Here is a 17,067-nt window from a genome sequence, read left to right on the forward strand (position 1 = left end):
CTTGAGGGCGGCGGGCTGGCCTGCGTTCAGTCGCGCCCGCTGGAGGGAAGCCGGCTGACCTGCTGAGCGCGGGCCTCGGGATCGCCCAGCAGAACCAGACCCGCCTGATGGACCCGAACGATGCCGTGGGCCATCAGCAGCGCCGCCGCCAGGCAGCCCACCAGGCTGAGCAGCGCCACCAGATCCAGGCCGGGAGCAGGATCCCCATCCCCTCCCCCGCTGCCCACGCTGTCCAGCGGCTGGGGTTGCCCGGGTGCTCCGACGGGCATGGCCTGAGGGGCGGACGACCCCCGCATTGTTGGCGGCTGTCACCGCTGGCGATGATTTTCGTAGCACCTCGTACCCATGCAGCGTCAGCCCATCGGCTGCACCCTGGGGACGCCCCCCTTCACCCGCCAGACGGATGCCCCAGCCATCCAGCCCCGCGTCCGGGCACCCCACCTCAGGACAGCCCGCTGAGTGGAGCGGCGCGGTGTGTCGGCAGGAAGGCTGGTGGACCGCCACCACCAGCCTGGCACCTGCGGGTCTGCGGCTCTACCGGCAGCGCTGGAGCGGTGCGGAGCCGCCCCGGGCGGCGATGGTGCTGGTGCACGGCATCGGAGGTCACAGCGGTCTGTTCACAGACCTGGCCGAGGAGCTGGTGGGCTGGGGTCTGGAGGTGTTCGCCTTTGATCTGCCGGGCCATGGCCGTTCGGACGGTCCCAGGGGGCTGGTGCGGTCCTGGAGCGATTACCGCGACTGTCTGGATCAGTTCCTCGCCAGCGAGGTGACCGCAGCCCGCCCGGACCTGGCCTGTCTGCTGCTGGGTCACAGCCTCGGAGGGACCCTCGTGCTGGATGCGGTGCTGGATCCGGATGAGGCCAGCACCCGGCTCATCGGGGCGGTGGTCTCGAATCCTGCCGTCGGAGAAACAGGAGCAGCTTCCTGGCGCCTGCTGTGCGCCCGCCTCCTCTCACGGATCTGGCCCTCCTTCACCCTGTCCACGGGCTTCCCCCTCAAGCTGGCCTGCCGCGATCCGATCCGCCTCGAGGCCTACCGCCGCGACCCCTACCGGCACACCCTCTGCTCAGCGCGGCTGGCCACCGAATTTCTGGCGGTGGCTGGGCGATTGCAGACGGAGGCGCCCCGGATCACCCTGCCGCTGCTCCTGCTGCAGAGCGGCGCCGATGGCGTCACCCCGCCGGCGGCAGCGGAACGGTTCTTCGCCGGGCTGCCGGAAGCGACCAGCACCTGGCGGTTCTACCCAGCCAGCTTCCACGAACTGTTTGACGATCTGGACCGCCAGGAGGTGCTGGCTGACCTGCGGAGCTGGATCGAGGCCCTGCTGGCGGTGCCGGCCGGATCGCCGTGACCCCCATGCACGGACGGAACGGCCAGGGCCTGGAACCGATCCCGCCTCGCCTGAGCATGGCGATGGTGCGACTGCTGCATGGCCTGCTGCCGCTGCTGTTGCGCTTCCGCTGGTTCGTGTGGCTGCCGGCGCGGATCGAAGGGCTGGAGCTGGTGGAGGGGGAGCATCTGGTGGAGGCCTTCCAGCGCTTTCAGGCCGGAAACCTGCGCTTGATCCTGGCGTTCCGCCATGGGGAAGTGGATGATCCCCTCGCCGCCCTGTGGCTGTTCTCCCGCGGGGTGCCGGTCCTGGCCCGCCGACACGGGGTGCGCCTGCATCTGCCGTTGCATGCCCAGTTCCTCTACGACCGCGGCATGCCGCTCTGGGGCGGACGCGGCCTCGCCTGGGTGCTCTCCCGCCTGGGGGGAGTGTCGCTGCGGCGCGGCCGGCGCCCCGACTGGACGGCCCTGCGCACCAGTCGCCGCCTGGTGTTGGAGGGAGCCTGTCCCTTTGCGGTGGCTCCGGAGGGGGCCACCAACGGCCACGGCGAGCAGCTGGGCCCCCTGGAGAACGGTGTGGCCCAGCTGGGGTTGTGGTGTGTGCAGGACCTGGACCGTGCCGGCCGCAGCGAAGCCGTGTGGATCGTGCCGATCAACCTGCAGTACCGCTACCGCCGCCGGAACTGGGGAGCACTGAAGCAGCTGCTGGAGCGGCTGGAAGGGCTGGTGGGTCTGACAAGCGATCGGGCCGGCACGATGCCAGGGGCTGAAGCGCCGGAGAGCGCCGCCATCCAGGACAACGGGGCCATCACAGAAACGGCGTTGCGGCTCTACCCGCGGCTGCTGGCGATCGGGGATGTGCTGATCGAGCAGCTGGAGCGGTTTTACGAACGCCTCGCCCCGCAACTCAAGCTGGGGTCCCCAGCACCTGCCCCCCGGCAGACTGCCGCCCAGGGGAGGGGGTCGGATCTGCCCGGCCGGGGTGAGCGGATCCGGGCACTGCTCGATCGGGCCCTGGCGGTGGCGGAGAACCGCCTCGGTCTCAGCGGCGGCGGCACCCCCGAAGAACGGTGCCGCCGGCTGGAGGAAGAGGGCTGGCGGCGCCAGTTTCGCGAAGACCTGCCGCCCCGCTGCGCTCTGGCCCCCCTGGATCGCGCCCTGGCCGATTGGCTCGCCCGTGATGCGGCCATGGCCCTGGTGCACATGCGACTGGCGGAGGGCCTGGTGGCGGTGTCTGGCGATTACGTGGCACGCCGCCCCAGCTTCGAGCGCTTCGCCGAAACATCCCTCTTGCTCCACGACGCTCTGGAGAGGCTGCAGGGGGCGCGGCTGCCGCGCCGGCCTGGGCTCGGGCCTCGGCAGGTGCGGCTCAAGGTGGCCGAACCGATCCAGCTGCGGCCGGAGGGCCCGCCGCCGGCTCAGGCCACCGCACCGGATGGGCCAGACACGGCCGGACGACCTCGGCCGCAGACCCAGGCCATCACCGCCCGCATCCAGGCAGCCTTCGAGCAGGCATGGATCTGAATCATTCAAGACCCATCGTTCAATCCCTAAGGATGGGTGGTGGTAGTGGCTGGATCCGGCTGGCCATGAGACGATCCGCTTTGCCCCAGGCCCCTGCCGCCCCATTCCGATGAGCCTGCCGCCCCTGCCTGCTCTGGTCACGATCCTGGCCCTGGTGCTGTACCAGGCCACGGCCCTGCTGGTGGGCCGGGCGCGGGTCCAGCATCAGGTCAAGCCCCCCGCCACCACAGGACCCGAACAATTCGAGCGCGCCCTGCGGGTCCAGCAGAACACCCTGGAGCAGCTGGTGTTCTTCCTGCCCACCTTCTGGATGGCGGTGACCCTCAACCAGGCCGGCGTGGCCTGCGCCCTTGGCTTCGTGTGGATCGGCGCGCGGATCGCCTATGCGGTGGGCTACATGCAGGCGCCGGACAAGCGTGGCCCCGGCTTCGGCATCGCCTTTCTGGTCAGCGTGGCCCTGCTGGTGATGGCCTTCGTGGGCGTGGTGGCCAAGCTGGGTTGAAGGCCCGGTTGAACCACCGCGATCGCCACGGGATCAAGGTTGCGGTTCTGGAGCCCTGCAATTGATCGACTCAAGCAGGCCATAACGATCGTGACGCCGCTCGATGCGAGCGCCATGGCTGGCCCAGGCCGGCTGCCACTGCAGGGCCACCAGCTGGGGCTGATCCGGCTGACGTTGCAGCGGGATATCGATCAGCACATCCGCTTCCGGCTGCCAGCGGAGCAGCGAAACACCGTTGGCCTGCCACACGGTGGTGGGAGGCGGCAGACGAAGTGGAGCTGGTGGAACCGGATCCTGGCGGCCCGGGCGCCCTTCGTTCACGTAGACCAGGCTGGAGAGGCCCTCGGCGGCGAGCTCGATCACAACCCTGCGGCGACGCTCGCCCAGCACCACACACAGTTCACTCACCCAGGTCCAGGGGCCGATCCGGCTCGGGCCCAGGCTCCAGTGGCCATCGGCAGCGATCTGCATCTCCGAGGGCGGCTCGCGGAAGCGCATCGTGCGGACCGCACCGGTGCTGCCATTCGTGAGGGCCGCCTCGATCTCAGGGATGTCCTGATCCTCGGTTCCGGTGATCAGTTCCTGCACCTCCAGATGGCTGGCAAAGCGGTCGAGCTCGTGGCCCTGGCCGTCGAGTCGGATGAAGGTGCCCTGCCAGAGGCCGGCGTTGTGCTGGAGCAGGGTGGTGCGCCGCTGACTGCCACGCGGCAATGCAAGTCCCGGGTCGGGGCGAACGGTCAGAGGCGGCGCGTTGGTGGTCATGGGCATGGAGTGGAGCCGAAGGGCTGCCGTGAAGGGACCATGGGAGGGTTGTGCGCCTCCAGGACGGTTGTGTCCGAACCCACCGTGTCCAATGCGCGCTCAGGCTTGCCGCAGATTCCATCGGCCCAGGCGACAGCCTGCCCGGGCATCTGGTCCACCAAGCCCTGGTGGTGCCAGCCCTGGTCGATTCTGCTGACGGGAGTGGTGGCGGTGGCGGCGAGCTGGTGGCTGCTGCACCGCTGGTGGCTGAGCGGCTTTGTGGCCTCGGGGGTGCTGCTGTGGTGGCTGCTGTTCCTGGTGCTGGTTCCAGCGGCTTATCGGGCACAGCTGGACCCTGAAAAGCCAGAAACCCCTGAGCAGGCCTGAAAGACTCCAGGAGGTATCAGGCCACTGGTTGCATCAAGCCACCGCCGTGATTGTCGTCGTCATCGTTGTTCTCCCGATCACCCTGGAGAAGGGCGTAGAGGCCGAGGGCGAAAAGGCTGACCATCCCAGACACGATCCCGAAGCCACCCTGGAGTCCTCCACCCACATCGACCAGCTCACCCACGACTGCTCAATCCAAAGATTGTGAGAATTGTAACGTTGTTTTGCGGAAGCTGCGCCGGGCCCTGCTTTTCCACTTCGCCTGCAGGTGCTTCTGACCAGGCGATCGACCCCGGCCGCACAGTCCGCGCCTGCGCGCAACCATCACCTGCCGCCAGGGTGCTTGTCGGAACTTCATGAGCCAGTTGCGGAGTTCAACGTGGGGCTCTTCCATGTCCCGGGCGATGTCCAATCCAACCCTGCGGCTCAAGCTCGGACCAGTCGCAGCTTGTCTCCCGGGGATTCGGCACCTGGCCGCTGGACATGCCCGCCACGGGTGCTCACCAACGCCCCGGAATCACTGGATACTCACGAACCGCAACAGCGACCTGCCCCAGAGGAGCGCCGACCCGATCGCTCGCCGACTCGGTGTTGCCACGTCCGGTGAGCGCACCTGGCAACCGTTCACCATGGGGGCAGGTGCCAGCGGAATCCCCGGAGATTTGGGTTCACCGCCGCTCTTCGCGCATGGTTGTCGTCACCCAGAACGATGAAGGAAGCCCCCCAACCGAGTCTGTGATCACATCCGGTCACACCTTGGCCACGGCAAGTCACACCTGACGGGCCCGTTCGGACGGACAGTGAAGACGTGGCTCACCTGCCGCCATGAATCTCCCCCATCACGTCCCACGGGCTGATGGCCAGCCACTGGCCGTGCCCCATACCCATACCCCCCAGGAGCCCAGGCCCCCTGAGGCCCCGATTCGTCTTGAACGGAGCCTGAGCGACATCCTGGGGCTTGCCTTTCTGGGGCTGGCGACCATCGGCCTGGCCCTTGTCCCCACGGCAGCAGGGGCGACCAACTGGGAAGCGATCGATCGCCTGCGGCTGCTGTTGAAGCGTTCCGGGGTTCAGGTGGTGCAACGCGACTGCACCCAGCGGGGGCTGCAGGGCCTCTACAGCCACGGCAGCGACACGATCGTGATCTGCAGAGTGCACAGCAACCCCAGGGAGGTCTGGAACACCCTGGCCCATGAGGCCACCCATCGGATGCAGGCCTGCCGCGGCGGTGCCATCACCGATCCGAATTACCACCGCTCCATGGCCGAGGCCCTGGCCAAACGATCACCACAGGATCTGGCTTCCCTGCGGCTCTATCCAGCCCGCCAACGGGCTGGAGAGCTGGAGGCCCGATACACAGCCCAGCTGCCCCCATCGCAGGTGATCCAACTGTTCGAACGCTATTGCGGTTGACGCCTCTCTTCATTGACTCATCAAGCCCGGATTCGACCATGAACGACCTGCTTCTCTCCCTGGCCATGGCAGCCCTGAGTCAGTTCTCCAGCCTTGCTCCAGGCGGATTTGGTGGTGGTTTTGGTGGTGGATTCGGTATTCCCGGACTCAACGACAACGGCAATCGGCCGCAATTTCCGACGACCGTTCCTCGCCGACCGTCCGACCAGCTGGCCAGCCTGGCCGTCGTGCAGTGCCTGTACTCAGATGGCCAACTCGACCGCGTCCAGGCCCGGACTCTGGTCAACCACCAGGCCCAGCGACGGGGCTGGCCAAGGGGATGGGAGTCAGGGATCTCCCCCCGACAAGTCGAGCAGGTGATCAGAAGTGCCGGAGGCTGTGATCCGTTGCTGGCTCAGCTGCGCCGAGGCAGCATCCCCTCTGGTGTCCGGGGCCGCGGCAACGGCATCGCCGTCAGGCCCTATGCGACGCCTCCGGCAAGGGTGCCATCACCAGGGGCCGGGCTCAGCGAACGCGAGGGGTTTGGCCTGGCGCCCTACCGCTGATATCACGACCATCCACTCGGACAACCAACTCGGGGACTCCACCAGCCACGCTGTCCTGAACAATCGACCAGGCCGATCGGGCGCAAGACTGACTGATCAACCCTGACGACTAGAACCGATGCGTTGGGCTGCCGGCTCCAACCCAAGGCAATGGTTCGGTGAACACTGGGCCGTCGCGGCACTGGCCGTTGGGGCAGCGGCGGGAAGTCTGCTTCCCCTTCAGCCGTTCTTTGGAGCCCGCTGGCAACTGGGATCGATCGCCACCGTCTTCGCCGTGCTGCGGTTCGGTTGGTGGGGCGTTCTGGTGGGTGCCGTTGAGGCACTGGCGGAAACCTGGCAACGGGGTCCCTGGTGCCTTGCGGTTGTCTTGCTGGAAGCGGTATGGCTGAAGCTGTTTCTGGATCGCCTCAACGAAGGCCGCCGCAATGCCGATAACGGCCGCATCATCCTGGCGGATGTCGGCTTCTGGCTTGTAGCCGGCACTCCGATCATTCTGCTGTTCACCGCACTGCTGCCAAACCTGGGCAGCGTCGACGGGCTGACACAGGCGCTGGTGCAAGGCGTGAACAGTGTTGTGAATACCACGATCGGCTTCACGCTCTACCTGGTGATCAAATATCGCTTTCCAGGGAAAATTGTCGTCAAGGGAATCTCCATTCGGGGATTGAGCATCAGCATCGTCTTGCTGGCCATCGCCATCCCCACCTTCGCGGTCAGCTCACTTCTGTCCCGCAATCTTCAGCTATCCCTGCAACAGAGAGAGCAGCACATGCTCAGACTGGTCGCCAATGCGGCGATCACGATGACAGACGCTGAATTTGCCGTCATGAAACGGGCGTTGCCTAATGGAACGGAGCGCATGGAGGTACGCATCCACCAGGGAAATGGTGAAATCCACAGCACAGACACCAAACTGTTCGAGACCCTGACCCGCGACTACGAACCCATTGATCAGCCGATCCTTTCAGTACAGAGTCTGACCTTGAAGATCCCTCGTGATCGTCAACCCTGGAAGCGAAGGCTCGAACAGGGCTACTGGATCTACGACACCACGATTGATCGTCACCTCACAGGCCAAACCTCCACCCAGACCACCGTGGCCTACTCCGCCGCCGAAACGATCCAGGCGCTGCAACGTCAAACCACTCGTATGCGTTCAGGGGTCGGGACGCCCCACCGCACGAATGCAAGCCTGATCGCTCACCGCTGAGCGATCAGAGACTCTTCCTTGTCCTTTCTTCTGCCTTCAGGGATCGCTCAGCAGTGACGGCATCACCCCATCGCGGTGATGGGCGATCCAGGCCTGCTCCAGGAACTCCCAGACATCCCGCCCCTGTTGCCTGAGGGTAGTGGTGACCGTGAGCAGGCGGCTCCGGCAGATCGCACCTTGGCGGGATTGGACTCCTTGACTGATCTTGCGCTGAATCACCGATTGGCGCAGGGCACGTTCTGCGGCGTTGTTGGTGGGCTCTATTCCCTCGTTCTCCAGGAAGGTCCACAACCCACCTGTCACCTTCTGGAGCTGCTGGCACGTGCGCACTGTGCTGGCCCAAGGCGTTCGCTCGCCGCGCTGGTAGCCGAGCTCTACTACCCGCTGCAGCGTGGTCTCAAAGGTCTGGCGGATCGGCCGGCAGCTTTGCTGCAAGGCGGGCCAGTCAATCTTTCCCTCCTTGTAGCGGTGCCAGTGGCCAAACAGCTGCTGCTGCAGGCCCAGCAGCTGGGCTCCGAATTCAGCGCTGGCGCCCGGGCGTTCGGCGATGGCCGTCAGGTCGCGGATCAGGTGCGCCCAGCACAGCTGGCGCTGCTTGGTGGGCAGGTGGTTGTAGGCCGAGAAGCGATCGCTCACCACAATCCCGCCAAAGGCGTTCCCCAGCAGCTCGATGGCAGCGGTCGTCGATCGACTCAGCCCTTGCACAAATACCGTCACCACGGCGGTGACCATGACCCACTGCCAGCCCCGCTTTCCAGTGGGATTGTTGCCGTCGGCATTGCCGGTGGGGGCGCCAGTTTCATCTACGTAGGCCACCGGCTGCACGCGGGCAAAAGCAAGGGCCTCCTGCATGGGCTGCTCCAGTGCTGCACTCAAGCGCTGGCGGACCCGTGCAATCGCGCCGCGGCTCATCTCCACTCCTACCAGCTGCTGGAGCAGGGCCTGGGTCTTGCTGAAACTCAACGGAAAGGCACTGCCCAGCAGGCCCACCAGTGCACTGAGCCTTGGGCCGTAGTGACTGGCCTCCACATCCGCCGGCAACGAGGCGCAGGTGCTGGTGGAACAGCAGGGGCAGACCAGGCGATGCAGCCGGTGCTCGATCACCAGCGGGGTAATCGGCGGGATCTCGATCACCTGATGGCGCAGGGGATCGAGATCCTCTCCCTGGAGCAAGGTGCCACAGCGGCGGCAGGCATCAGGGTGGTGATCCACCACCTGATCCACCCGCTCGATCGACAGCAGCTCTGGTCCGGATCCGGGATGGCCCTGCTGGCCGCCCCGCTTGCGGCCACTGCCCTTGCGCCGTTCTGGCGGCTTAAAACCCAGACCATCACTGGAGGGAGGTTTGGATGAGTTGCGAGAGCTGCGTCCGATCCGCTCACGCAGGTTTGCCAACTCGGTGGCCAAGGAGGTGAGTTGGCCGCGCAACAGCTCGATCTCCTGCTGCTGGGCGTTGATCAGCGCTCTGACGCTGGCGGGAGTTTCCAGCCAGTCGGCTTCTGGAATTCCAGCCGGATGTGCGGTCATCACAGGCGGGTCTCTACCTGAGATGCAACCGGAAATCAAGCTGTCGTCAAGGGTTCAGCAGGGCCGATGTTCGCCGCGAGCTGTCACGCCCCCTGAACGGATACAACCACTCAGACCGTGGGACTGATGGCCTGGGTGATCCTGATCGGGGCGCTGCTGAGCCACTGGCTGGGCCGCAGCCTCGATCAACAGTTCGTGAAGGTGCTGGCCCCGATCTTCCGCCACCAGGCCAGGCAGGGCAGTGGCAAAGCCAGCCTCTACGCGGTACCCAGTCTGGCAACCTCCGTCATCCTGGAGCTCAATGCCATGGTGAAACTGATCAACAGTCGGCTCCTGCGCGTCAACCGGCTCAGCCTGGAGCTGGAAGATATGAATGCCAAGCTCGAGAAATCACGTCAGGAGCTGCATCATCTCAGCACTACTGATCCACTGACCGGATGCTATAACCGTCGAGAACTTGTTCGACGACTGGAAGATGAGATCGCTCGCGCTAATCGTCAAGAAAGCGAGCTGAGCTATCTCTGCTTTGATATCGATTATTTCAAACGCGTTAATGACACCTACGGCCATGCCATGGGCGACGCCGTGCTCCTGAACGTCGCCGATACGATCCGCAGCCGCCTGCGGGCCACCGATTGCTTCTGTCGCAGCGGTGGTGAGGAATTCACGATCCTGCTACCGAATTGCTCCAGCGAAACCGGTCGCAACTACGCCGAACTGCAACGCCTCGGTGTCGCGGAAGCCGTCACCATCCTCGATGGCACGGCAGTGCAGGTGACCATCAGTCTGGGCCTCAGCACCTACAGTCCCGGCCAGGATGATGCCGAGGCCCTGATGGCTCGCGCCGATGCGGCCCTCTATGCCTCCAAGGAGAACGGTCGCAACCAGGTCACGGTGGGTTGACTGGCCGATGCCCTGCCGCGCCGCCAGGATGGGGCACGCGGCACCCCTGCATGACATGGACAACGACGTTCTGCTGCCGGTGCTGGCCGGCTTGGGGCTCATCCTGCTGATCGTGGCGGGGTCGGTAGTGCTGGTCCTGCGGCCGAGCGACACCCCCGACCGCAAGTCCTGAGCGAATGGCCGTGATGTCCAACCACAGCCACAGCCACAGCCACAGCCACAGCCACAGCCACGATCCAGGGATATCCGGCGCCAGGGGATCGGCATTCCGCTGGAGCGTGCTGCTGAACAGCGTCCTTTCCGGCCTGCAGATCGCGATCGGTGTCGGCTTCGGATCGCTCGCCCTGATCTCCGATGCGATCCACAATCTCGGCGATGTGGCTGGCCTGCTGCTGGCCTGGGGAGCGGAGCACCTCAGCGACCGCCCGGCCAGCGGCCGCTTCACCTACGGCTTCGGACGCAGCACCCAGCTGGCTGCCTTGGTCAATGCGACGCTGATCCTGATGGCCGCCGCCGTGGTGATCGTCGAGGGGCTGCAACGGCTCCGGGATCCCCAGCCGATCAGTAGCACGCCGGTCATCTGGGCTGCAACAGCGGGAATCCTGGTGAACCTGTTCTCGGCACGCCTGTTCGGCCACGACCACGGCCGGAATCTCAACCGCAAGGCCGCGGTGGTGCATCTGCTCACGGATGCGGCGGTATCGGCGGCGGTGCTGGTCAGCGCTGTGCTGGTGAGCTGCACCGGCTGGGATTGGATCGATCCACTCACCGCGGTCGGTGTTGGCCTGGCCGTGGCCTGGAGCGGCTGGGGGCTGATGCGGGAGGCGGTGCTGGTGAACCTCGATGGCGTACCGCGAACGATTGAGCTGGACCTGGTGCGCCAGACCCTGCAGCAGCTGCCAGGCGTGGAGAAAGCTCACCATGTGCACATCTGGGCAATGAGCACCTCGCGCACCGCCCTTACCGCCCATCTGCGGTGCCGCAACAACGGCGTCAGCGATACCGCGCTGCTGGCACAGGCCCGTGAGCGACTGGCCGAGCTGGGCATCGATCACTCCACTCTGGAACTGGAATGGGTGAAGCCCGGCGAGACACCAGCGTGAATCGCACCCGCACAATTCTGATCAGTGGAGCCAGCCGGGGCATCGGCCTGGCTGTGGCCAAGCGGCTGCATGCCCGCGGTCATCGGCTCAGCCTGGGTGTGCGCAGCCCCGACGCGATGAAGACCGTCTTTGGCACCCGAGGCAGCAACGAGACCCTGATGATCCACCCCTACGAGGCCACCGACCCCGGCGCCGCCCAGGCCTGGGTCACATCGAGTGTGGAACACTTCGGCGGCCTTGATGCGGTAGTCCACTGCGCTGGTATCTTCTCGCGGGTGGGGGTGGGCTTCGCCAGCGGCGAGGAGCGCGAGATCGCCCACACCCTTGAGGTGAACCTGATGGGACCCTGGTGGCTGAGTCGAGCGGCCTGGCCCCATCTGGTCGCCGGTGGCGATGGCAGGCTGATCGTGCTGGTGTCGATGAGCGGCAAGCGGATCAAGGGCAACCTCGCTGCCTACGGCGCCAGCAAGTTCGCCCTGCTGGGCCTCTGTCAGGCAATGCGCAACGAAGGCTGGGACGCCGGAATCCGGGTCACTGCCCTCTGCCCAAGCTGGGTGAACACCGAGATGGCGGCAGGCGTCAAGACGCTCACGCCCGACGCGATGACCCAGCCGGAGAGTCTTGCCGCCACAGTCGCCCACCTGCTTGATCTGCCCCCGGCTGCAGTGCCGTTCGATTACGCGGTGAGCTGCCAGCTAGAGAGCTGAACTGTGGGGCTGCAGACGGCGGCGCTCCCAGCCCTTCACCAGTCGGTAGATCACCGGCACCACGAACAGGGTCAGCACTGTGGCCACCAGCAGGCCAAAGAACACCACGGTGCCAATGCTGATGCGACTGGCTGAGCCGGCACCACTGGCAAACAGCAACGGCAGAAATCCAGCCAGCGAGGAGATCGCCGTGAGCAGGATCGGTCGCACCCTTGCCAGGGCGGCGCCGTGGATCGCCGCCTGCAGGTCCATTCCTTCAGCCAGCCGTTGGTTGGCGAACTCCACGATCAGAATGCCGTTCTTCGCGGCCAGGCTGACCAGCACCAGCAGGCCCATCTGGCCATAGACATCCAGCGGCAGGCCTCGCAGGGCCAGGCCCAGCACCGCCCCCAGCAAAGCCAGAGGCACGGTGATCAGGATGATGAACGGGTCGGCGAAGTTCTCGTACAGGCCGGCTAACACCAGCACCATCACCACCACCCCCAGGGCGAACACCCGCAGATTTCCTCCGCCTGCCTTGCGCTCCTCCCGTGCCAGTCCAGCCCATTCGAGATCGGTGCTGTTGCCCTGGCTCTTGCCCAGCCTCTCCAGTTCTGCCATCGCCTGGCCCGTGCTCACCCCCGCCTTGGGCAGGGCGCGAATCGAGATGGCACGCGCCAGACGGCTGTGGTTGATCGTGGTGGGTCCGGTGTCCTGTTCGACCCTCACCAGCTGGGCCAGGGGGATGAGCCGTCCGTCGCGGTTGCGCACGCGCAGGGAGAGCACATCGGTCTGATCGCGGCGATGACGACCATCGAGCTGCACAATCACCCGGCGCACCTCGTCGCTCTCGAAGCTGTCGTTGACGTATTCACTGCCGAAGCTGGCACCGAGCGTGTCCACCACATCGGACAACTTCACCCCCAACGACGCCATCTGCAGCCGGTCGGGCACCAGCAGCAAGCGGGGCGAATCGGCGGTGAACCGGGTCGACACCCTCTCGAACAGCCCACTGGCCTGAGCTTCGGCAATGAAGGCCTCAGCCTGCCGCTGGAAATCGCTCAGGCTCAGCTGCCCGCCACTGGTATCGAGCAGTTCCAGCTCCAGGCCGCCCTCGCTGCTGAACCCCCGCACCGTGGGGGCCTCGCTGAGTTGCACCAGACCGTTGCGCACCTGTCCGCGCAGAGCTGCATTAAGACGTTTCACCACGGCGGCGCTGCTCTGATCCGCGGAGCGCCGCTCCTCGATCGGTCGCAGCCGCAGGAACACACTGCCCTTGTTCGGACTGCTGTCTCCGAAGGAGCGACCGGCATAGAAATTCCCGCTGGCCACCAGCGGTTCCGCGGCGATCACCTGACGCACCTGCTCCATCACCTGCTGGGTCTGGGGCAGGGCGGCGCCATCGGGCAGCACCACCGCAGCACGCAACTGGCCGCCATCTTCCTGGGGGATGAAGGCCGTAGGCCGCTGCTGCAGGGCCCACCCGGTGCAGAGCAGACCAACCAGCAGAACGGCCAGCACCGCCCGGGGACGGGCCATGACCCGATCCAGCCAGCGGCCGTAGGGAGCTTCCAGCGCCTCGAGCCACCGCTGGGGAGGGGTGATCCAGCGGGCCAGCCAGGCGGGCTCACGCCGCTCGGCGTGAAGCAGCCGGCTGGCGGCCACTGGGGTGAAGGTGAGGGCGTTGAAGGTGGAGAACACGATCGCCGCGCTGATCGCAATGGCGATCGGGGCATAGAGGCGACCCAGGCTTCCCGACAGGGTGAGGATCGGCAGGAAGACCACCACCAGCACGAGCGAGGTGGCGATTACGGCCCCACCCAGTTCGTGCATGGCTTCGCGGGCCGCCTGCATCGGCGGGGTGCCGTTCTCGAGCCGTCGGCCGATGTCCTCACTCACCACAATGGCGTCGTCCACCACCAGGCCGGTGGCCAGCACCATGCCGAACAGGCTGAGGGTATTGATCGAGGTGCCGGTTGCCAGCAGCACGCTGAGGGATCCCACCAGGGCCACCGGCACCGCTGCGGCAGTGATCAGAGCCAGGCGGCTGTTGCCCAGGCCGAGCATCAGCACCAGGAAGACCAGCAGCACGGCATCCCGCAGGCTGACCACCGTCTGGTCGATGCTGGCCCGCACGTTGTCGGCTTCATCCACGATCAGCTGCAGCTCCACCCCGGGAGGAAAGCGCGGCCGCAATTCATCGAGAGCGGCATTCACCGCTCGACTCACCTCCATGGCATTGCTGCCGTCGCGCTGAAACACCCCGATCGCCACCACGGCATCGCCGGCCAGGTTGGTGGCGATCGTGTCGTACGACTCACTGCCAAGCTCCACCCGCCCCACCTCGCGCAACTGGGTGATGCCGCCGTTGCCACTGCGTGCCACCACCAGTTGCTCCAACTCGGCGACACTGCGCAGCCGGCCCTCCATGCGCAGAGGCAGGGTGACAAGCTGATCGGCGGGCGATGGTGCTTCTCCGACCTGACCCAGCGTGGCGAGCACGTTCTGGTCTTCGAGAGCGTCGCTGATGTCCTTGATCGTGAGGTTGCGCTCCTCCAGGGCCGCAGGGTCGAGCCAGAGCCGGAAGGCCAGGGAGCTGCCACCGAACAGGGCCACCTCCCCCACGCCGTTCACCCGATGCAGGCGGTCGCGCACCGTCTGCTCCACCCAGCCACTCAGAAACGCGTCGTCGTACTGGCTGCGGTCGGCACTGAAGCTCAGCACCATCAGCAGATCATCGGAGCTGCGGCGCACCTGAACGCCAAGACGCACCACCTGGGCCGGCAACTGCCGCGCCACCACCGTGGCTTCATTCTGAGTGTTGATCTGGTTGATCTCCGGATCACCACCCTCGAACGAGAGAGTGATCAGGCTGCCGTTGGAGGAACTCACCGAGCGGATCGCATCGAGTCGCTCCAGGCCGTTGAGCTGCTTCTCCAGCAGGCTGGTGACCCCCTGTTCCACCACCTCGGGGCCCGCACCGGGATAACTGGCCCTCACGGACACCCGACCCGGCGCGATCGGAGGCAGATTTTCAACCGGCAGGCCCGCCAGGCTGACGAAGCCGATCAGCAGCACCAACAGGCTGCAGACCAGGGTGAGCACTGGGCGGCGCAGGAAGGGATCGGAGACCGACTTCAAGACGGCAGCAGCTCAGGAGGGAAACTCAAGGAAGAGTCAGCAGCTACCGCCTAACGGAGGAGTGGCTGTTGACGCTGAGATCCTGCCGGAAAGGGCCGTTCAGCGCGAGGGCGGGGAGGTTGGGATGCGGAAACTCAGCCGATGTCGCGCTTCAGAACGACATAGAGGTAATCGGGCGACTTGTAGCGGCTGGGCAGACAGGTATGCAATTGCTCGAGGCGACTCCAGCAGACGGTGCGTTTGATCATTTCAATCGCCTTGCCCTCCTTGAGCAGCAGGCGCATGGCCTTGCAATAGAGGGAATAATTGGCTTCCAGCTCCCCGATGGTGAGAGTCTGAGACACTCCTGTGAGGGGCTTGACGCTGGTCATAGGCCTCCGTGCAACCCAGAGGGTTGAGTGCGGTCATCGACCACCCTACGGGTTGATCGTGGCACCGGGGCGCTTCGGCAACAGTCGCTACCGAGGCCACGGGACAATCGCAACACACGAGGGCGCCCTCCCATCAGGGCACCGAGGCCGTGACTAGCGTCCTGTGCTCGAGCACCGCCAGCTCGGTCTCACCGATGCGGCCCACAGCCCGCAGGGCCGCGGTGATGCGATCGATGTCCAGCACGGCATGGCAACGGACTCCAGCCGCATCAAGCCGCTCGCGGGCGCTGGAATCGGCGACACCGCCGTGGTCGATGAACACGACAACGTCGTCAACGATCAGACCCGAACTTTCAAGCTTGCCGATGCCTTCCAGCACACTACGGCCGGTGATCAGAATGTCGTCGACCACCAGCACACGATCACCGGGATCGAAATCCCCCTCGATCAAGCGGCGAGCTCCGTGGGCCTTCACTTCCTTGCGGGGATAAATCAGTGGTTTGTGCAGCTGCAGCGACAACCCAGTGGCCGTGGGCAGAGATCCATAGGGAATGCCGGCGATGCGATCAAACGGCAGCCCCTCGATGACCTCGGCATAGGCATGCAGAACCCGGTGAAAGAGATTGGGATCAGAGATGATCTGACGCAGGTCGATGTAGTAATTGAACACGGCCCCCGAAGCCTGCACGTACTCACCGAACAGCAGGCAACCGATATCAAAGAGATCCACGATCAACTCCTCCATCGGATCCACGGCCGCCTCGGGCTGCGGTAACCACAGCTGGCAGGAGCCATCACCGCCGATCGGTCGGGCTTCAAGGCAACGCAACCGCTGTTCCTCGATGCGGAGCTTGAGCTGCTCGGCCCGCGGGCCGATGTCGTCTTCCACCAGCAGGTTCTGGGGCAGCGGCAGCAGCAGGCCATCGGCCGCGGCGGTGAGGCCGGCCTGCAGCAGTGCCTCCAGGCGCTCCTCCTCCCCCCAGAGGCTGCGCAGGATCAGAAACCGCTCCGGCGCCTCCTGGCGCACCCGCGCCAGGATCTCCGGATCACTGGTGCCCACCTCCAGCAGCAACTGCTCCGGCGTCGCCCAGAGTTGGCACTCGCGCACGATGCGCAGATAGAGCGGATTGGTCTCGTCGGGATAGTGCTGCAGCACCCGCGCGGCGGCGTTGGAGCTGTGGCAGGTCACCACCACCGCCCGGGAGGGATGCAGCAGAAACGGGGCGGCGATGTCCTGACCGGCCAGGGGGGAGAGGGTCACGGCGTCGGCCCCCAGATCGCGGAACAGGTAATGCGCCAGGGCCGAGGAGGTGTTGAGATCGCCGTGCTTGGCGTCGATGATCAAGGGGATGCTGAGCGGCACGAGCTCACGCACCTCGCGCAGCAGCTCCAGGCCGATCGGACCGAGCGCCTGGTAGAAGCCGAGGCTGGGCTTGTAGGCGCAGACATGGGTGGAGGTGGCCTCGACCACCTCCTTGATCCAGTAGCGGGCCTGACTGAGGAAGGAGCGGCCCGCCATGCCACGGCGCTGCACCCAGTTCTGCAACATCTCCGGGTTGGGGTCCAGCCCGGTCACCAGCAGCGACTGGTTCTCGGCGATGGCTTCGGTGAGGGAAACGAAAAAGCCCACGCGCGGGGGGCGGCATGGATGGGTGCTAAGCCGGCCGCTCTGCAGCAGACACCTG

At 65.8% G+C, this 17,067-nt stretch carries 17 protein-coding genes; 10 read left to right on the plus strand and 7 right to left on the minus strand.

Annotated elements, in window-relative coordinates; genetic code table 11:
• Window positions 1–26: 26 nt before the first annotated feature.
• Entirely contained in the window at window positions 27–269 is a 243-nt protein-coding gene (locus H8F26_RS18945) for a hypothetical protein (RefSeq protein ID WP_197156550.1), read from the minus strand.
• Between the two features lie 134 nt (window positions 270–403).
• Here H8F26_RS18945 and H8F26_RS18950 point away from each other — a divergent pair, with 134 nt between their 5' ends.
• The 3 genes from H8F26_RS18950 to H8F26_RS18960 all read left to right on the plus strand — a co-directional run bounded on the left by H8F26_RS18950 (window position 404) and on the right by H8F26_RS18960 (window position 3,355).
• Complete coding sequence (locus tag H8F26_RS18950) at window positions 404–1,351, plus strand: alpha/beta hydrolase (protein ID WP_197156552.1); 948 nt, start codon at window positions 404–406, stop codon at window positions 1,349–1,351.
• Complete coding sequence (locus H8F26_RS18955) at window positions 1,348–2,853, plus strand: 1-acyl-sn-glycerol-3-phosphate acyltransferase (RefSeq protein ID WP_197156554.1); 1,506 nt, start codon at window positions 1,348–1,350, stop codon at window positions 2,851–2,853. Before H8F26_RS18950 ends, H8F26_RS18955 begins: the two co-directional genes overlap by 4 nt.
• A 109-nt stretch (window positions 2,854–2,962) precedes the next feature.
• Complete coding sequence (locus H8F26_RS18960; protein WP_197156556.1) at window positions 2,963–3,355, plus strand: MAPEG family protein; 393 nt, start codon at window positions 2,963–2,965, stop codon at window positions 3,353–3,355.
• Between the two features lie 33 nt (window positions 3,356–3,388).
• Here H8F26_RS18960 and H8F26_RS18965 read toward each other — a convergent pair whose 3' ends face one another.
• Window positions 3,389–4,117, minus strand: coding sequence for a DUF3598 family protein (locus H8F26_RS18965; protein WP_197156557.1), 729 nt, complete (start codon window positions 4,115–4,117; stop codon window positions 3,389–3,391).
• 69 nt (window positions 4,118–4,186) lie between these two features.
• On the opposite strand from H8F26_RS18965, the gene H8F26_RS18970 reads away from it, so the two are divergent.
• Window positions 4,187–4,483 (plus strand): DUF6737 family protein, encoded by a 297-nt coding sequence (locus H8F26_RS18970; RefSeq protein ID WP_370594653.1) that lies wholly within the window; start codon window positions 4,187–4,189, stop codon window positions 4,481–4,483.
• A gap of 16 nt (window positions 4,484–4,499) precedes the next feature.
• Here H8F26_RS18970 and H8F26_RS18975 read toward each other — a convergent pair whose 3' ends face one another.
• Window positions 4,500–4,667: a hypothetical protein gene (locus tag H8F26_RS18975; protein WP_197156558.1), complete on the minus strand. Its 168-nt coding sequence runs from the start codon at window positions 4,665–4,667 to the stop codon at window positions 4,500–4,502.
• A gap of 641 nt (window positions 4,668–5,308) precedes the next feature.
• Here H8F26_RS18975 and H8F26_RS18980 point away from each other — a divergent pair.
• From H8F26_RS18980 to H8F26_RS18990, 3 genes are all read left to right on the plus strand, one after another.
• Window positions 5,309–5,896, plus strand: coding sequence for a hypothetical protein (locus tag H8F26_RS18980; protein ID WP_231597977.1), 588 nt, complete (start codon window positions 5,309–5,311; stop codon window positions 5,894–5,896).
• A 38-nt stretch (window positions 5,897–5,934) separates the two neighbouring features.
• On the plus strand, window positions 5,935–6,441 hold the full coding sequence (locus H8F26_RS18985) for a hypothetical protein (RefSeq protein WP_197156559.1): 507 nt from the start codon (window positions 5,935–5,937) through the stop codon (window positions 6,439–6,441).
• Between the two features lie 118 nt (window positions 6,442–6,559).
• Window positions 6,560–7,651: a hypothetical protein gene (locus H8F26_RS18990; protein ID WP_197156560.1), complete on the plus strand. Its 1,092-nt coding sequence runs from the start codon at window positions 6,560–6,562 to the stop codon at window positions 7,649–7,651.
• A 36-nt stretch (window positions 7,652–7,687) separates the two neighbouring features.
• Here H8F26_RS18990 and H8F26_RS18995 read toward each other — a convergent pair whose 3' ends face one another.
• The gene (locus H8F26_RS18995; RefSeq protein WP_197153750.1) at window positions 7,688–9,178 is read right to left on the minus strand and encodes an IS66 family transposase; all 1,491 of its coding nucleotides are present in this window, start codon (window positions 9,176–9,178) and stop codon (window positions 7,688–7,690) included.
• Window positions 9,179–9,304: 126 nt separating this feature from the next.
• Here H8F26_RS18995 and H8F26_RS19000 point away from each other — a divergent pair, with 126 nt between their 5' ends.
• The 3 genes from H8F26_RS19000 (at window position 9,305) to H8F26_RS19010 (ending at window position 11,891) form a co-directional block, all read left to right on the plus strand.
• Window positions 9,305–10,081: a GGDEF domain-containing protein gene (locus H8F26_RS19000; RefSeq protein WP_197156561.1), complete on the plus strand. Its 777-nt coding sequence runs from the start codon at window positions 9,305–9,307 to the stop codon at window positions 10,079–10,081.
• Between the two features lie 176 nt (window positions 10,082–10,257).
• On the plus strand, window positions 10,258–11,184 hold the full coding sequence (locus H8F26_RS19005; protein ID WP_231605359.1) for a cation diffusion facilitator family transporter: 927 nt from the start codon (window positions 10,258–10,260) through the stop codon (window positions 11,182–11,184).
• Complete coding sequence (locus H8F26_RS19010; protein ID WP_231605361.1) at window positions 11,181–11,891, plus strand: SDR family NAD(P)-dependent oxidoreductase; 711 nt, start codon at window positions 11,181–11,183, stop codon at window positions 11,889–11,891. The genes H8F26_RS19005 and H8F26_RS19010 overlap by 4 nt, the downstream gene beginning before the upstream one ends.
• On the opposite strand, the gene H8F26_RS19015 is transcribed toward H8F26_RS19010, so the two are convergent.
• The 3 genes from H8F26_RS19015 to H8F26_RS19025 form a co-directional block, all read right to left on the minus strand.
• Window positions 11,880–15,011, minus strand: coding sequence for an efflux RND transporter permease subunit (locus tag H8F26_RS19015; RefSeq protein ID WP_197156565.1), 3,132 nt, complete (start codon window positions 15,009–15,011; stop codon window positions 11,880–11,882). The genes H8F26_RS19010 and H8F26_RS19015 overlap by 12 nt on opposite strands.
• Window positions 15,012–15,145: 134 nt before the next feature.
• Window positions 15,146–15,382: a DUF3136 domain-containing protein gene (locus H8F26_RS19020; protein ID WP_197156567.1), complete on the minus strand. Its 237-nt coding sequence runs from the start codon at window positions 15,380–15,382 to the stop codon at window positions 15,146–15,148.
• 133 nt (window positions 15,383–15,515) lie between these two features.
• A complete protein-coding gene (locus H8F26_RS19025) occupies window positions 15,516–17,012 on the minus strand; it encodes a bifunctional orotidine-5'-phosphate decarboxylase/orotate phosphoribosyltransferase (protein ID WP_197156568.1) in 1,497 nt (498 codons plus the stop codon).
• Window positions 17,013–17,067 lie beyond the last annotated feature (55 nt).

This window comes from Synechococcus sp. CBW1006 (assembly GCF_015840525.1).
Taxonomy (GTDB): Bacteria; Cyanobacteriota; Cyanobacteriia; order PCC-6307; family Cyanobiaceae; genus CBW1002.

Coding starts and splice junctions, on each gene's coding strand:
- H8F26_RS18985 (WP_197156559.1), top strand. CDS start 5,935: ATGAACGACCTGCTTCTCTCCCTGGCCATGGCAGCCCTGAGTCAGTTC.
- H8F26_RS18990 (WP_197156560.1), top strand. CDS start 6,560: ATGCGTTGGGCTGCCGGCTCCAACCCAAGGCAATGGTTCGGTGAACAC.
- H8F26_RS18980 (WP_231597977.1), top strand. CDS start 5,309: ATGAATCTCCCCCATCACGTCCCACGGGCTGATGGCCAGCCACTGGCC.
- H8F26_RS19000 (WP_197156561.1), top strand. CDS start 9,305: ATGGCCTGGGTGATCCTGATCGGGGCGCTGCTGAGCCACTGGCTGGGC.
- H8F26_RS18950 (WP_197156552.1), top strand. CDS start 404: ATGCCCCAGCCATCCAGCCCCGCGTCCGGGCACCCCACCTCAGGACAG.
- H8F26_RS18945 (WP_197156550.1), bottom strand. CDS start 269: ATGCCCGTCGGAGCACCCGGGCAACCCCAGCCGCTGGACAGCGTGGGC.
- H8F26_RS18965 (WP_197156557.1), bottom strand. CDS start 4,117: ATGACCACCAACGCGCCGCCTCTGACCGTTCGCCCCGACCCGGGACTT.
- H8F26_RS19005 (WP_231605359.1), top strand. CDS start 10,258: ATGGCCGTGATGTCCAACCACAGCCACAGCCACAGCCACAGCCACAGC.
- H8F26_RS18995 (WP_197153750.1), bottom strand. CDS start 9,178: ATGACCGCACATCCGGCTGGAATTCCAGAAGCCGACTGGCTGGAAACT.
- H8F26_RS18960 (WP_197156556.1), top strand. CDS start 2,963: ATGAGCCTGCCGCCCCTGCCTGCTCTGGTCACGATCCTGGCCCTGGTG.
- H8F26_RS19020 (WP_197156567.1), bottom strand. CDS start 15,382: ATGACCAGCGTCAAGCCCCTCACAGGAGTGTCTCAGACTCTCACCATC.